The sequence below is a fragment of the Stenotrophomonas aracearum genome, assembly GCF_031834615.1.
GTDB classification, from domain to species: Bacteria; Pseudomonadota; Gammaproteobacteria; order Xanthomonadales; family Xanthomonadaceae; genus Stenotrophomonas; species Stenotrophomonas aracearum.
This window is the reverse complement of record NZ_CP115543.1, coordinates 3031535-3045126: the sequence shown is the minus strand read 5'-3', so window position 1 is coordinate 3045126 and position 13592 is coordinate 3031535. Positions and strand designations below refer to the sequence as shown.

The 13592-nt window shown below is 68.3% G+C and carries 15 protein-coding genes; 12 read left to right on the top strand and 3 right to left on the bottom strand.

Annotated elements, in window-relative coordinates:
* Window positions 1–23: 23 nt before the first annotated feature.
* The 5 genes from lepB to recO are packed head-to-tail and all read left to right on the top strand — an operon-like array spanning window position 24 to window position 3548.
* Window positions 24–818, top strand: a complete 795-nt coding sequence (lepB, locus tag PDM28_RS13935; protein ID WP_070207850.1) for a signal peptidase I — start codon at window positions 24–26, stop codon at window positions 816–818.
* A gap of 39 nt (window positions 819–857) precedes the next feature.
* A complete protein-coding gene (locus tag PDM28_RS13930) occupies window positions 858–1235 on the top strand; it encodes a DUF4845 domain-containing protein (RefSeq protein ID WP_070207873.1) in 378 nt (125 codons plus the stop codon).
* A complete protein-coding gene (rnc, locus tag PDM28_RS13925) occupies window positions 1225–1905 on the top strand; it encodes a ribonuclease III (protein ID WP_102944394.1) in 681 nt (226 codons plus the stop codon). Before PDM28_RS13930 ends, rnc begins: the two co-directional genes overlap by 11 nt.
* A complete protein-coding gene (gene era / locus PDM28_RS13920) occupies window positions 1902–2798 on the top strand; it encodes a GTPase Era (RefSeq protein WP_311182486.1) in 897 nt (298 codons plus the stop codon). The genes rnc and era overlap by 4 nt, the downstream gene beginning before the upstream one ends.
* A 33-nt stretch (window positions 2799–2831) precedes the next feature.
* Window positions 2832–3548 (top strand): DNA repair protein RecO, encoded by a 717-nt coding sequence (gene recO, locus PDM28_RS13915; protein WP_311182485.1) that lies wholly within the window; start codon window positions 2832–2834, stop codon window positions 3546–3548.
* A 210-nt stretch (window positions 3549–3758) separates the two neighbouring features.
* On the opposite strand, the gene PDM28_RS13910 is transcribed toward recO, so the two are convergent.
* Window positions 3759–4490, bottom strand: coding sequence for a response regulator (locus tag PDM28_RS13910; protein ID WP_311182484.1), 732 nt, complete (start codon window positions 4488–4490; stop codon window positions 3759–3761).
* Between the two features lie 135 nt (window positions 4491–4625).
* On the opposite strand from PDM28_RS13910, the gene rlmD reads away from it, so the two are divergent.
* The 7 genes from rlmD to PDM28_RS13875 all read left to right on the top strand — a co-directional run bounded on the left by rlmD (window position 4626) and on the right by PDM28_RS13875 (window position 10501).
* Window positions 4626–5960, top strand: coding sequence for a 23S rRNA (uracil(1939)-C(5))-methyltransferase RlmD (gene rlmD / locus PDM28_RS13905; protein WP_311182483.1), 1335 nt, complete (start codon window positions 4626–4628; stop codon window positions 5958–5960).
* A gap of 1 nt (window position 5961) precedes the next feature.
* Window positions 5962–6447: a CYTH domain-containing protein gene (locus PDM28_RS13900; protein WP_311182482.1), complete on the top strand. Its 486-nt coding sequence runs from the start codon at window positions 5962–5964 to the stop codon at window positions 6445–6447.
* A 151-nt stretch (window positions 6448–6598) separates the two neighbouring features.
* Window positions 6599–7606, top strand: coding sequence for a beta-N-acetylhexosaminidase (nagZ, locus tag PDM28_RS13895; protein ID WP_070209555.1), 1008 nt, complete (start codon window positions 6599–6601; stop codon window positions 7604–7606).
* Complete coding sequence (locus tag PDM28_RS13890; RefSeq protein ID WP_102944401.1) at window positions 7606–8160, top strand: hypoxanthine-guanine phosphoribosyltransferase; 555 nt, start codon at window positions 7606–7608, stop codon at window positions 8158–8160. Before nagZ ends, PDM28_RS13890 begins: the two co-directional genes overlap by 1 nt.
* Before the next feature lie 9 nt (window positions 8161–8169).
* Window positions 8170–8916 (top strand): S-methyl-5'-thioinosine phosphorylase, encoded by a 747-nt coding sequence (locus PDM28_RS13885; protein WP_102944402.1) that lies wholly within the window; start codon window positions 8170–8172, stop codon window positions 8914–8916.
* An 88-nt stretch (window positions 8917–9004) separates the two neighbouring features.
* A complete protein-coding gene (locus PDM28_RS13880) occupies window positions 9005–9211 on the top strand; it encodes a cold-shock protein (protein ID WP_102944403.1) in 207 nt (68 codons plus the stop codon).
* 66 nt (window positions 9212–9277) lie between these two features.
* The gene (locus tag PDM28_RS13875) at window positions 9278–10501 is read left to right on the top strand and encodes an FAD-dependent oxidoreductase (protein ID WP_311182481.1); all 1224 of its coding nucleotides are present in this window, start codon (window positions 9278–9280) and stop codon (window positions 10499–10501) included.
* Window positions 10502–10504: 3 nt separating this feature from the next.
* On the opposite strand, the gene pdeM is transcribed toward PDM28_RS13875, so the two are convergent.
* Window positions 10505–11152, bottom strand: coding sequence for a ligase-associated DNA damage response endonuclease PdeM (gene pdeM, locus PDM28_RS13870; protein ID WP_311182480.1), 648 nt, complete (start codon window positions 11150–11152; stop codon window positions 10505–10507).
* A complete protein-coding gene (locus PDM28_RS13865) occupies window positions 11142–13589 on the bottom strand; it encodes a ligase-associated DNA damage response DEXH box helicase (protein WP_311184696.1) in 2448 nt (815 codons plus the stop codon). Before PDM28_RS13865 ends, pdeM begins: the two co-directional genes overlap by 11 nt.
* Between the last annotated feature and the right edge of the window lie 3 nt (window positions 13590–13592).

Genomic DNA, 13592 nt, shown 5'->3' with positions numbered 1-13592 from the left:
GCCCCCGTTCCCAAGGACACTGCATGAAACTGTTTGAGATCCTGCTGGTCGTACTGACCCTGGCGTCGGGCCTGATCCTGCTCGCCGACAAGCTGTACTTCGCAAAGCGCCGCGCCCAGCGGGCCGGCCTGCTCGACAGCGAGCCGGTGCTGGTCGACTACTCCCGGGCGTTCTTCCCGGTGCTGGCGATCGTGCTGATCGTGCGCAGTTTCATCGCAGAGCCGTACAAGATCCCGTCCAGCTCGATGATGCCCAACCTGCTCATCGGCGACTTCATCCTGGTCAACAAGTTCGCCTACGGCCTGCGCCTGCCGCTGAACAACGCCAAGGTGGTCCCGATCGGCGAACCGGCCCGCGGCGACGTGGTGGTGTTCCACTTCCCGGGCCATTCGGACAACGACCCGAACAAGGGCGAGAACTTCATCAAGCGCGTGATCGGCGTGCCGGGTGACGAGATCGCCTTCCAGGGCGACCAGGTGATCCTCAACGGCACCCCCCTGAAGTACGAGAACAAGGGGTTGTATGCTGGGCACCGTGGCCAAGGGGAGGGCGCCTCGCTGCTGGTGGAGCACCTGCCGGGCCGCACCCACACCATCCTGGAGACCGATTACCCGCGGGGCGAGGGGCAGTGGACCGTACCGGCGGGCAAGTACCTGGTGATGGGCGACAACCGCGACAACAGTGACGATGGCCGGTTCTGGGGCCTGCTGCCGGAAGAAAACCTCCGCGGCAAGGCGTTCCTGATCTGGCTGAACTGCTCGGGCTGGTTCTGCAAGGACGGCTTCGAACCGTCCCGGATCGGCACCGGGATCAACTGATCCACTCACACAAGCGCATCTGGGGAGATCGCAATGAAGATGATGAAGACGCAGCGTGGCATGACCCTGACCTCGTTCCTGGTCGTGCTGGCGGTGGTGGGGTTCGGGCTGTACATCGGCATGAAGCTGTTCCCGATGTACTCCGAGTTTTACGCAGTGAAGAGCGCGCTCAAGGGCGTCGCGCAGGAACCGGGCGTTGCCAACAAGGAGCCGGGCCAGGTGCAGGAGATGTTCTTCCGCCGCCTGTACATCAATTACTCCGACAACGTGAAGCCGTCCAACGTGAAGTTCGAACGGGTCAGCGGTGGTTGGAACATGAAGGTCAACTACGAAGTGCGTCGCCCGATGATCGGCAACCTCGACGTGGTTGGAAAATTCGAAGCACACCAGGAACTGACCCTCAGCGGTGCCGACTAACACTTTTCAACGTGGTGACCGCATCGGTCACGTCTTCTCCGATCCGGGCCTGCTGCAGCAGGCCCTGACGCATCGCAGCGCCGGAACCCCCAACAACGAACGGTTGGAATTCCTCGGCGACAGCATCGTCAACATGATGGTGGCCCACGCGCTGTACCAGCGCTGGCCCAAGGCCGACGAAGGGGCCCTGACCCGGGCCCGCGCCGAACTGGTGCGCGAAGGCGCGCTGGCGGTCATTGCCCGCACCCTGGAACTGGGCGAGCGCCTGACCCTGGGGCCGGGTGAAATGAAATCCGGCGGCCACCGGCGCGACTCGATCCTGGCCGACGCGGTGGAAGCCGTGGTGGCCGCGATCTACCTGGATGCCGGCTTTGCCGCGTGCCAGGCGGTGGTCCTGCCCTGGTTCACCCCCTCCATGGAGGCGCTGCCGGCCACCGGCAAGCCCGCCAAGGACCCGAAGACCCGCCTGCAGGAATGGCTGCAGGGCCGACAGAAGGCGCTGCCCCAATACGAATTGGTGTCAGAATCGGGCGACGATCATGCCAAGACTTTCCGGGTACGCTGCTGCGTAGCCGACCCCGCTGTCAGCACCGAAGGCGAAGGTGCCTCGCGACGGCTGGCCGAACAACAGGCGGCTGCCGCCGCCCTCGAGCAACTGGATTCCAAGTGAGCGAAGCAACCCCCCATCATTGCGGCAGCGTGGCCGTCATCGGCCGCCCCAACGTCGGCAAGTCGACCCTGACCAACGCCCTGGTCGGCGCCAAGGTCAGCATCGTGTCCAACCGGCCGCAGACCACGCGGCACCGGCTGCTGGGCATTGCCAGCTTCCCCGAGGGCCAGCTGGTGCTGGTCGACACCCCCGGCCTGCACCGCGTGCAGAAGCGCGCCATGAACCGGGTGATGAACCGCGCCGCGCGCGGCTCGCTCGAGGGCGTGGACGCCGGCATGCTGGTGATCGAAGCCGGTCGCTGGGACGAGGAAGACACCCTGGCCTTCAACGTGCTCAGCGACGCCGGCATTCCGGTGGTGCTGGTGGTGAACAAGGTGGACCGGCTCAAGGACAAGGCCGCGCTGCTGCCGTTCCTGCAGCAGGTCACCGAAGGCCGCACCTTCGCCGCCGTGCATCCCATTTCCGCGCAGAAGCGCAACGGCCTGGAAGCGCTGGTGCGCGACCTGCTCAAGCTGCTGCCCGAAGCCCCGCCGATGTTCGGCGAGGATGAAATCACCGACCGCAGCCAGCGTTTCCTGGCCGGCGAACTGGTCCGCGAACAGCTCATGCGCCAGCTGGGTGAAGAGCTGCCGTATGCGACCACGGTGGAGATCGAGCGCTTCGTCGAAGACGGCAACCTGCTGCGCATCGGCGCGGTGATCTGGGTCGAGCGCGAAGGCCAGAAGGCGATCGTGATCGGAAAGGCCGGTACCCGCCTGAAGGAGATCGGCGCCAAGTCGCGCCTGCAGATGGAGCGCCTGTTCGGCGCCAAGGTCTTCCTGGAGACCTGGGTGCGCGTGCGTGAAGGCTGGTCGGACGACGAAGCCGCGCTGAAGGCGTTCGGCTACGAGTAAACCCGGCAGGGTTGCCTCGCCACGCCCCTGGCCATGCGCATCGAAGACGAACCGGCGTTCGTGCTGCACGCCCGCTCCTGGCGGGAGACCAGCCTGCTGGTCGAGATGCTCACCGAACAGCACGGACGGATCGGGGTGCTGGCGCGCGGCGTCAGCAGCCCGCGCAGCCAGGCGCTGCGCGCCGCGCTGCAGCCGCTGCAATGGATCCGCTTCAGCGCGGTGCAACGTGGCGAACTGGCCCAGCTGCGGGGTGCCGAAGCGCTCGACGCCGCGCCGCGATTGAGCGGTGATGCGATGCTGGCCGGCTTCTACGTCAACGAGCTGGTGATGCGGCTGGCGCCCCGCCAGGACCCGCTGCCCGAGCTGTACGCGTATTACGGCCAGATGCGACAGCGGCTTGGTGCCGGGGAATCGCTGGCCTGGACCCTGCGCCGGTTTGAGCGCGATCTGCTGGAAGCGTTGGGGTTTGGTTTCGACCTGTCGCATGGCAGCGATGGCGAACCGATCGACCCGGCGGCCCGCTACGAGCTGGACCCGCTGGAAGGGCCGCGGCGACTGCTCAGCGAGCGGGGCGCCGATCCCCGGCGCGGCACCGCCACCGGCAGCGCATTGCTGGCGCTGGCCGAAGATGAAATGCCGGGCACCGACGACCTGGCCAGCCTGCGCCGCGGCATGCGCGCAGTGTTGTTGCACCACCTGGGTGGGCGTGGGCTGAAGTCGTGGGAGATGTTGGAGGACCTACGCCGGTAGAGCCACGCCCTGCGTGGCTGTTGTTCGCGGGTTGCCGCAGCCACGCAGGGGTTTACGTGCGCAGGGTCATGGCGTTGACACGCATGGCGTGTCACTACGATCCTTGGTCGCTCGGGATTGGGGTCGAACGTTGACGGTGGGTTGCATGTGTCGACCGTCGAACGTTGGCGGCACCCGCGTAGGGACACGCCATGCGTGTCTGCTCTTCGCCTAATGCAACAGGGAATCGACCGCCGCTTTGAATTGTGTGTGGGCGCCGTTCGACTCGGGCGCCTGGTGCAACTGCCGCACGGCGCGGCCCAATCGGGCGGCGCCGACGAACCCGCAACTCGCCTGCAGGCGGTGCAGCTGACCTTGCAAGGTCCGCACATCGTGCTGCTGGACCGCCTGCGCCACCGCGTCGCGGACCCCGGGCAGCTCGGCCAGGAACAGTTCGCGCAGGGCGATCAGGTGGTTGCGCTGTCCATTCAGGGCGGCCAGCGCGGTGATTTCGTCCCAGTCCTCACGCTCGCCCACGCCCGCGCCCTCGCCGGTGGCGGCCGGGGCGCTGGGGCCGGGGCTGTTGACCAGCGCCCGGCGCACCGCCTGCAGCAGCTGCTCGCGGCTCAGCGGCTTGACCAGGGTTTCGCTGAACCCGGCTTCGCGCAGGCGCGCATGGATGCTGGTGTCGCCATCGGCCGTGTGGGCCAACGCCGGGGTCTCTGGATGGGACTGGCGCAGCGCCTTGAGCAGCTCGCTGCCATTGCCGTCGGGCAGGTTCACGTCGATCAGCCAGAGGTCGTGCTCGCTGCGGCGCCCGCGCTCCAGCGCGGTGGCCAGCGAATCGGCGGTTTCGACCTGCGCCGGCAGGGTTTCCAGCGCGGCCCGGAAAAAGCCGCGACTGATGGTGTCGTCCTCGACGAGCAGGAATCGGGGCATGGGAACCCTCGGGGTCATCTGCATTGGGGCTGCCTCCATGTCAGCTATGCGCATATTAAACACGATATGGCGCCCTGCAAGCCCTGCAGCCTGAACGCGGCAGGCCACGCCGCGTATCTGCGACAATACGCACCCTTTTTGCCCGCAGCCTGTTGCCACGTGGCCCGATCCCGCTCCCGACTCGACCGTACCCCGTTCCAGACCGACATCCTCGACCTCAGCCATGACGGCCGTGGCGTTGCCCGCCGTGAAGGCGAGGGTGGCAAGGTCACCTTCATTTCCGGCGCGCTGCCGGGCGAGGTGGTACGCGCCGAACCGACCGCCCGCAATCGCCATTTCGATGAAGCGCGCACCGTGGAAGTGCTGCAGGCCTCGCCGCAGCGCGTGACGCCGCGCTGCCCGCATTTCGGCGTCTGCGCCGGCTGCGTGCTGCAGCACCTGGACGAAGACCAGCAGATCGTGGCCAAGCAGCGCGTGCTGCTGGACAACCTGACCCGCATCGGCCACGTCACCCCCGGCACGGTGCTGCCGCCGCTGGTCGGCGACAGCTGGGGCTACCGTCGCAAGGGCCGCTTCTCGGTGCGCCGGGTCGAAAAGAAGGACAAGACCCTGGTCGGCTTCCGCGAGCAGGACCCGCGCTTCGTGGCCGACCTGACCCAGTGCCTGACCGTCATCCCGGAGATCGGGCTGAAGGTGGCGGCGCTGTCGGCGTTCATCGAAACCCTGGATGGCAAGCGCGACATCCCGCAGGTCGAATTCATTGCCGGTGATGACGCCATCGTCCTCACCATCCGCCACATGCAGCCGCTCAGCGACGCCGACAAGGCCGCGTGGGCCGGCTTCGGGGCCGAGCATGGCTTTGCGATCTTCCTGCAGCCGGGCGGCGTGGAATCCGTGCACCCGCTGCTGCCGGGCGAGGTCCCGCTGTCGTTCCGGCTGGCCCCGTGGAATGTGGAGCTGGCGTTCCGGCCGCTGGACTTCATCCAGGTCAACGCCAAGCTCAACGAGAAGATGATCGCGCTGGCACTGGAACTGCTCGATGCCGGTCCGGACGAGCGCGTGCTCGACCTGTTCTGCGGGCTGGGCAACTTCACCCTGCCGCTGGCGCGCACCGTGCGCGAAGTGGTCGGCGTGGAAGGCGAGGCCGGGCTGGTGGCGCGTGCGAAGGAGAATGCCGCGCGCAACGGCCTGGACAACGCGCAGTTCTTCGCCGCCGACCTGACCCAGGACCAGCGCCAGACCCCGTGGATGCGCCAGGGCTTCGACAAGCTGCTGCTGGACCCGCCGCGTTCGGGCGCGATCGAAGTGCTGCAGCAGCTGCCGCTCAAGCAGTTCAAGCGCATCGTCTACGTCAGCTGCCACCCGGGCTCGCTGGCCCGCGATGCCGGCTACCTGGTCAACGAACAGGGCTTCACCCTGGTTTCGGCCGGCGCGATGGACATGTTCCCGCACACCGCGCACGTGGAAAGCATCGCCGTGTTCGAGAAGCGCTGAGATGGGCGTCGAGATCGAGCGCAAGTATCTCGTGACCAGCGATGCCTGGCGGACCGCCGCGCATGCGGTGATCCCGATGGCGCAGGGCTACCTCAACGACACCGCCTCGATCGACAGCGGCGCCCAGAAGGCCTCGGTGCGCGTGCGCATCCAGGGCGACCAGGCGTTCCTGAACATGAAGTCGCGCGAGATCGGCCACACCCGGCAGGAGTTCGATTACCCGATCCCGGTAGAGGACGCGCGCGCCCTGCTGGCCCTGTGCGTGGGCGGCCTGATCGACAAGCGCCGGCACCTGGTCGGCCACGGCGGCCTGCTCTGGGAAGTGGACGAATTCCTGGGCGACAACGCCGGGCTGGTGGTGGCCGAAGTGGAACTGGCGTCGGCCGACCAGGCCATCGACCTGCCTGAATGGGTGGGGGAAGAAGTCACGGACCAGGTGCGGTATTACAACCTGGCCTTGGCCGCCAAGCCGTACAACCGTTGGTGATCCCCGGGCCTGCGCAGCCACGCAGGGCGTGGCTCTACCCGGGCCATCGGTCCGTACGAATCCCGGTAGAGCCACGCCCTGCGTGGCTTGCGTACATCATGCGACAATGCCGCAGTGCGCCATCGCGGCGCCCCGTACTGGAGATCCACCCATGCTTCTGATCGGCGTTGCCGGCACCGAACTGACCGCCCAGGAACGCGACTGGCTGCAGCACGATGCCGTGGCCGGGGTGGTGCTGTTCAAGCGCAACTTCGATTCGCGCCAGCAGGTCGGCGAGCTCACCGCCGCCATCCGCGCCGCCGCGCCGCGCCCGCAGCTGATCTGCGTGGACCAGGAAGGCGGCCGCGTGCAGCGCTTCCGCGAAGGCTTCAGCGCGCTGCCGCCGCTGCAGGAGATCGGCGCGCTGTACGCCCGCGACCCGGAGCAGGCCCTGGCCCTGGCCGAGCAGCACGCCTGGCTGATGGCCAGCGAAGTGCGCGCCAGCGGCGTGGACCTCAGTTTCGCCCCGGTGGTCGACCTGGGCCGCGGCAACCGCGCCATCGGCAACCGCGCCTTCGACGAAGACCCGCAGGTCGTCGCCGCGTTCACCGCCGCATATGTGCGCGGCATGCACGCGGTCGGCATGGGCGCCACCCTCAAGCATTTCCCCGGCCACGGCACCGTGCTGGAAGACACCCACGTGGACACCGCGATCGACCCGCGCGCGCTGGACGAACTGCGCGCGCAGGACCTGGTCCCGTTCGCCGCCGGCATTGCCGCCGGTGCCGACGCGGTGATGATGGCGCACGTGATCTACCCGCAGGTCGCGCCGGAACCGGCCGGCTACTCGCCGCGCTGGATCCAGCAGATCCTGCGCGAGGAGATGGGCTTCCGCGGCGTGGTGTTCTCCGACGACATCGGCATGGCCGCCTCGCACAGCGCCGGTGGCGTGCCGGCGCGCGTGCATGCGCACCTGGACGCCGGCTGCGACGTGGTGCTGGTCTGCCACCCCGAACTGGTCGACGACGCACTGCAGGCCGTGCAGGGCCGCACCCTCAATACCGCTGCGCTGCTTGGCCTGATCGGCCGCGGCGGGCTTGGCTGGGACGGCCTGCTGGCCGACACCCGCCACGGCAGCACCCAAACCCGTTTGCTCGAATCCCTTGGAAGAACCGTCTGATGCCCAACCTCACCATTTCCCAGGCCCTGGCCCAGGCCGACCTGCTGGTCGACCGTCCCACCATCGATGCGGCCATCGCCAGCATCGCCGATGGCATTGCGGCCGACTACAAGGGCGAGGTCCCGCTGTTCCTTTCGATCATGCACGGCGCGCTGCCGTTCGCCGGCCAGCTCGCGCTGGAACTGGGCGCACGTGGCCAGGACCTGCAGTTCGACTACCTGCATGCCACCCGCTACCGCGGTGAACTGACCGGTGGCGAGCTGGTCTGGAAGCACAAGCCGGCCACCTCGCTGTTCGGCCGCCGCGTGCTGCTGGTCGACGACATCCTGGACGAAGGCTTCACCCTGCAGGGCGTGCGCACCTGGTGCCTGGAGCAGGGCGCCACCGACGTGCGCATCGCCGCGCTGACGGTGAAGAAGCACGACCGCGCGCTGCCCGACGTCAAAGCCGACTACGCCGGCATCGAACTGCCCGACCGCTACGTGTTCGGTTTCGGCATGGACGTCAACGAAGGCCTGCGCGGCGTGCCGGCCATCTATGCGATGAAGGAATAAGCAGCACCCATGGAACCTATCGCCCTGGCCGTGATCGGCGGCACCGGTGTGTACAAGCTGGCCCAGCTCGATGATGTGAGCAGCCATTCGGTGGAAACCCGCTATGGCACGCCGTCCGGCCCGATCCGGGTCGGTACGCTGCTCGGCCAGCGCGTGGCGTTCCTGGCCCGCCATGGCGAGGGGCACTCGCTGCCGCCGCACAAGATCAACTACCGGGCCAATCTTGCTGCGTTGCAGCAGATCGGTGCCACCCGGGTGCTCGCCCTCAACACCGTGGGCGGCATCACCGAGCACTTCGGCCCGCGCGTGCTGGCCTGCCCGGACCAGCTGATCGACTACACCTGGGGCCGGATCTCCACGCTGAGCGAAGAACCGGGCAGCGACGTGCTGCATGTCGATTTTGGCCATCCGTACACCCCGATCCTGCGCAGCAAGGTCCTGGCCGCGGCCAAGGTTACCGGCGTGCGCCTGCAGGACGGTGGCTGCTACGGCGCCACCCAGGGGCCGCGGCTGGAGACCAATGCGGAAATCGCGCGGATGCGCCGCGATGGCTGCGATCTGGTCGGCATGACCGGCATGCCCGAAGCAGGCCTGGCAAGGGAGTTGGGGCTGGACTACGCCTGCCTGGCGATCGTGGCGAACTGGGCCGCCGGCTGTGGCGATGGCGACGAGATCACGATGGCCGAAGTGCTGGCCAATGTCGACGCGGCATCGGCCGGATTACCGGAACTGATTGGCGAATTGGCGCGCGGGTGATTGTCATTGCATGACAAGCTTTGCATACTCCGCCAGTGCGCTGGTTGAGCGTACACCACCCATTCATTGAAGAAGGTCTCGCATCACCATGCCGAACGGTACCGTCAAGTGGTTCAACGACGCCAAGGGATTTGGCTTTATCTCGCCGGAGGACGGCAGCGCCGACGTCTTCGCGCACTTCTCCGCGATCAACTCCAAGGGCTTCCGCAGTCTGCAGGAAGGCCAGAAGGTCACCTATGACGTGACCCAGGGCCCGAAGGGCGCCCAAGCTTCGAACATCCAGCCCGGCGAGTAATCCCCACGCCGAGCTTTGAAAACCCCGCTTCGGCGGGGTTTTTTTTAGCGCCCGACAGGACGTCAGATGAAAAAACGCAGCATCGCGATCATTGGCTACGGCACCGCAGGCCAGACGCTTTCGATCCTTCTTTCACGCGACCATCACAACGTGTACGTCTTTGAGCGGGCACCCACGCCCGGCCCGGTCGGCGCGGGATTCCTGCTGCAACCCAGCGGGCTGGACGTGCTCTGGCAGATGGGTCTGTTGCCGCAGGTGCTGGAGCACGGCGCCAGCGTGCGTCGCCTGTACGGCGACACGCCGTGCGGGCGTGCGGTGATGGACATGCGCTACACGGCGCTGCATCCGCACCTGCACGGCATGGGCATGCAGCGGGGGGCGCTGTTCTCGTTGCTGGCGCAGGCGTGGAACGAGCCGGGCAACCTGCAGGCCGACACCCCGATCGTCGAGGTCGATACCGACACCGGCCGCGTCCGCGATGCACGCGGCACCTGGCACGGTCCGTACGACCTGGTGATCGCGGCCGATGGCGCGGCGTCGTCGCTGCGTGCGCAGGTGCAGGGCACGCGACTGGACCGGGAGTACCCGTGGGGCGCGTTGTGGTGCCTGCTGCCCGGTAGGGACTGGCCGCATCCTGACGAGCTGCGCCAGCGCTACGTCGCTGCGCGCAAGATGATCGGGCTGCTGCCGGTCGGCACCCGTCCCGGCGATGCGCAGCCACGGCTCAGTTTCTTCTGGAGCCTGCCGCGCGCGCAGTTCGCGCAATGGGAGCGCGACGGCATGGAACGTTGGCTCGATGAGATTGCAGCGCTGTGGCCGGAAGCCCACCAGCGCCTGCAGGGCGTCAGCGAGTGCGCGCAACTGGCCCGCGCGGGTTACCGCGACGCGGTGATGACGCGCTGGCACCGCGGGCGGCTGGTGCTGGCAGGCGATTCGGCGCATGCGATGAGCCCGCAGCTGGGGCAGGGGGTGAACATGGCGCTGATGGACGCGCTGGCGCTGCGCGATGCGTTGCGCGCGCATGCCAACGCCGATGCGGCGCTGCAGGCCTACCAGGCCCAGCGAAGCGCACACGTGGCCATCTATCAGTTCTGGAGCCGCTGGTTGACGCCGCTGTTCCAGTCCGAGCGCGATCGGCTGGCACAGGCGCGCGATGTGCTGTTCAAGCCGATGGGCGCGCTTCCCGGTGGTCGCGGCCACATGCTGCGCGTGCTCAGCGGGACCCAGCGCGGCTGGTGGGGAAAACTCGGACTGTCGCCGGGTTTCGTCGAGGCCATGGCGGCGCGTTGACGATCATGTGTGCGCGGGCAGCGCGATCGCCGCGTCCTCCACGCAGGCCACCAGCTGCTCGCCAGCCTGCATCACCGGCGCGATGCCGGCGGTGAATCGCGAATAGGCGGGCAATACCGTCAGGCGATCGCGCAGCCAGAATGCGGGCCAGCGGCGCTGCATGCCCGGCAGTCGAACGAGCGGATGCAGGTGGCCGCACAGCACGTGCAGGGTGGGGTGCGGCTGCGGGTCATGGCGCAGCAGGAACGGGCCCTCCTGCACGCGTTCGCCCAGCAGCGTGATGCCCAGGTCGGCCTTGGGCAGCACGCGGTCGTGGTTGCCGGCCAACGCGCCGATCTCCAGCGCGGCATGCTGTTCGCGCCAGCCCTGCCATTGCCGGTACCACGCCGCGCGATGCGCCGCCCCGTGCAGTACGTCGCCCAGGATCCACAACGTGCGCACCGGTCGCTGCTCGACCAGTCGCGTCAGCCGCGCAAGGTCATCACCGGTACCGCCCACCGGCAGCCCGATGCCGGCGCGCCGGAACAGGTCGGCCTTGCCCAGGTGCAGGTCGGCGATCAACAGCGCTTCGCGTGCGGGCCAGTACAGCGCACGGTCGCCGAGCAGGTGCATCTGCTCGCCGGAAAGGGTCAGCACGCACTTATTCGGCATGGCGTTTCTCCAGCTGGCCGACGGCGCGCAGCACGCGGGTCTTCCAGTCTTCGTTGCTGAGCTGGCCGCGCAGGCGCTCGGCCCACAGCGGGAACGAGAGCGGCCCCAGCGTGGCCGGCTGCTGCACGCACAGCGTACGCGCCTGGCAGCGCTGCAGCGTGGTGGCCAGGCTGGACAGGTCGAGCTGGCCGTGCAGCACTTCGCGTTCGGCCAGGCCCAGCAGGATGTGATCGGGGTCATGCTGGCGCAGCACGTCGTAGAGCAGTCCGGCCGAGGCCTGCAACTGGCGCAGGCTGCGCGGCGTGCGTCCCGTCAGCGCCGGAATCAGCAGCCCGGACACGCGTGCGATGTCGCGGAACTGGCGGCGTGCCAGCTCGCCCAGGTTGAGGCTGTCGCGCAGGTCTTCGAACAGGCCGTCGGGCTGCAGCAACGCGGCGATGCGCCCCGCGTCGACCTCGACCGCGCGCGCTGGCGCCAGGACGAAACCGTAATCGTTGGCCGCATAGCCGAAGGTGTTGGCCTGCAGCCGGGTCCAGCGCAGCGCCATCAACGCGGCAATGCCTTCGTTGACCTGGCGTCCGGCGAACGGATACACGAACACGAACTGTCCTTCGCGCCGCCGCACGCTTTCCAGCAGCAGCAACGAAGGACCGGGCAACGCCGACACGCGTGCCTGCAGGCGCAACAGCGGTTCCAGCCAGCGCATTTCCGGGCTGTCGGCGGCGCTGCCCAGCACCGCCTCCATTTCCTGGCCGAGCGCGTCGGACAACGGCAGGCGGCCGCCCTGCCAGCGCGGCACCACGCCGTCGCCACCGCGCGCCAGTTTCACGTACGCGGTCAGGTTCTCCAGCCGCACCAGCTCCAGCAGGCGGCCGGCGAACTGGAAGCGGTCGCCCGGCCGCAGCCGTCCGACGAACTGTTCTTCCACCGTGCCCAGCCGGCCGCCACGCAGGAACTGCACCACGGCGCTGCCGTCGCTGGTGATGGTGCCGATCGACAGCCGGTGGCGCAGCGCCACGCGGCGGTCGTGCACGCGGTAGAGACCGTCGTCGTCGCGCACGACCTTGTGGAAGTCCGGATACTGCGCGAGCGCCTGGCCGCCCTGCACAATGAAGTCGAGTACGCCCTGCCAGTGGTCGGCGTCGAGGGAGGCGAAGGCGTGCGTGCGACGTACCTGCGCGAGCAGTGCATCCGCTTCAAAGCCACCGCTGAGCGCACAGCTCACGCAATGCTGGGCCAGCACATCCAGCGACAGCTGCAGCGGCCGCCGCGCTTCGATCACCCCATCGGCCAGCGCGCGTCGCGCGGCCGCGTACTCGACCAGCTCCAGCGCATGCGAAGGCACGCAGACGATATGACCCGATTCGCCCGGTCGATGCCGGGCGCGTCCGGCACGTTGCACCAGCCGCGCGATGCCCTTGGGGCTGCCGATCTGCAGCACCTGGTCCACCGCCGGGAAATCCACGCCCAGGTCCAGGCTGGAGGTGGCCACCACGCAGCGCAGTGCGCCGTCACGCAGGCCCTGTTCGACGATGCGGCGTTGCGCCGGGTCCAGCGAGCCGTGGTGCAGCGCCAGCGTGGCCGGGTCTTCCGGCCACACTGCGGCCAGCGCCTGGTGCCACAGTTCGGCCTGCGCGCGGGTGTTGGTGAACACCAGGCTGGTGCGCACCGCGAACAGTTTCTGCTGCACGCGCTGCAGTTGCGACAGGCCCAGGTGCCCGGCCCAGGGGAAGCGTTCGCCCTGTGCCGGCAACAACGTCTCCACCGCCACCGGGCGCGGTCGCGCGCCGGACACCAGCGGTGCATCGGGCAGATCGGGCAGCAGGACCTGGCGCGCTTCGTCCAGGTTGCCCAGCGTTGCCGAAAGTCCCCACACCTGCAACGCCGGCAGCGCATCGCGCAGCCGGCGCAGGTTCAACTGCAGCAGCACGCCACGCTTGTTGCCAAGCAGTTCATGCCATTCGTCCACCACCACGCAGCGCAGCTGGCGCAGCCTGTCCATCGTGTCCGGGTAACTCAGCAGCAGTGCCAGCGACTCGGGCGTGGTTACCAGCACATCGACCCGGCCTTCGCGGGCCAGCCGTTTGTCGCGCGCGCTGGCGTCGCCGGTGCGGAGTCCGACCTGCCAATCCAGCCCCAATCCTTCAATCGGTTCGCGCAGGGCGCGTGCGGTGTCGCTGGCCAGTGCGCGCAGCGGGGTGATCCACAGCACCTGGAGTGCCGGCACGGTCTTGCCGCCGCGTCCGCGTTTCGCGCGTGGTATGGGGTCGGCCAGCGCCTGCAGCAGCGGCCCGCCGAACATCGCCAGCGTCTTGCCGCTGCCGGTAGGCGTATGCAGCAGCCCCGAGTCGCCGGCCAGGTAGTGCCGCCACATCGTCTTCTGGAATGGCAGCGGTGCCCAGCCACGGCTGGCAAACCACGCGGCCATCCGCGCCATCGC

Coding starts and splice junctions, on each gene's coding strand:
- PDM28_RS13930 (WP_070207873.1), top strand. CDS start 858: ATGATGAAGACGCAGCGTGGCATGACCCTGACCTCGTTCCTGGTCGTG.
- PDM28_RS13875 (WP_311182481.1), top strand. CDS start 9,278: ATGAAAAAACGCAGCATCGCGATCATTGGCTACGGCACCGCAGGCCAG.
- lepB (WP_070207850.1), top strand. CDS start 24: ATGAAACTGTTTGAGATCCTGCTGGTCGTACTGACCCTGGCGTCGGGC.
- nagZ (WP_070209555.1), top strand. CDS start 6,599: ATGCTTCTGATCGGCGTTGCCGGCACCGAACTGACCGCCCAGGAACGC.
- PDM28_RS13900 (WP_311182482.1), top strand. CDS start 5,962: ATGGGCGTCGAGATCGAGCGCAAGTATCTCGTGACCAGCGATGCCTGG.
- PDM28_RS13890 (WP_102944401.1), top strand. CDS start 7,606: ATGCCCAACCTCACCATTTCCCAGGCCCTGGCCCAGGCCGACCTGCTG.
- recO (WP_311182485.1), top strand. CDS start 2,832: ATGCGCATCGAAGACGAACCGGCGTTCGTGCTGCACGCCCGCTCCTGG.
- PDM28_RS13865 (WP_311184696.1), bottom strand. CDS start 13,589: ATGGCGCGGATGGCCGCGTGGTTTGCCAGCCGTGGCTGGGCACCGCTG.
- pdeM (WP_311182480.1), bottom strand. CDS start 11,152: ATGCCGAATAAGTGCGTGCTGACCCTTTCCGGCGAGCAGATGCACCTG.
- PDM28_RS13885 (WP_102944402.1), top strand. CDS start 8,170: ATGGAACCTATCGCCCTGGCCGTGATCGGCGGCACCGGTGTGTACAAG.
- PDM28_RS13910 (WP_311182484.1), bottom strand. CDS start 4,490: ATGCAGATGACCCCGAGGGTTCCCATGCCCCGATTCCTGCTCGTCGAG.
- PDM28_RS13880 (WP_102944403.1), top strand. CDS start 9,005: ATGCCGAACGGTACCGTCAAGTGGTTCAACGACGCCAAGGGATTTGGC.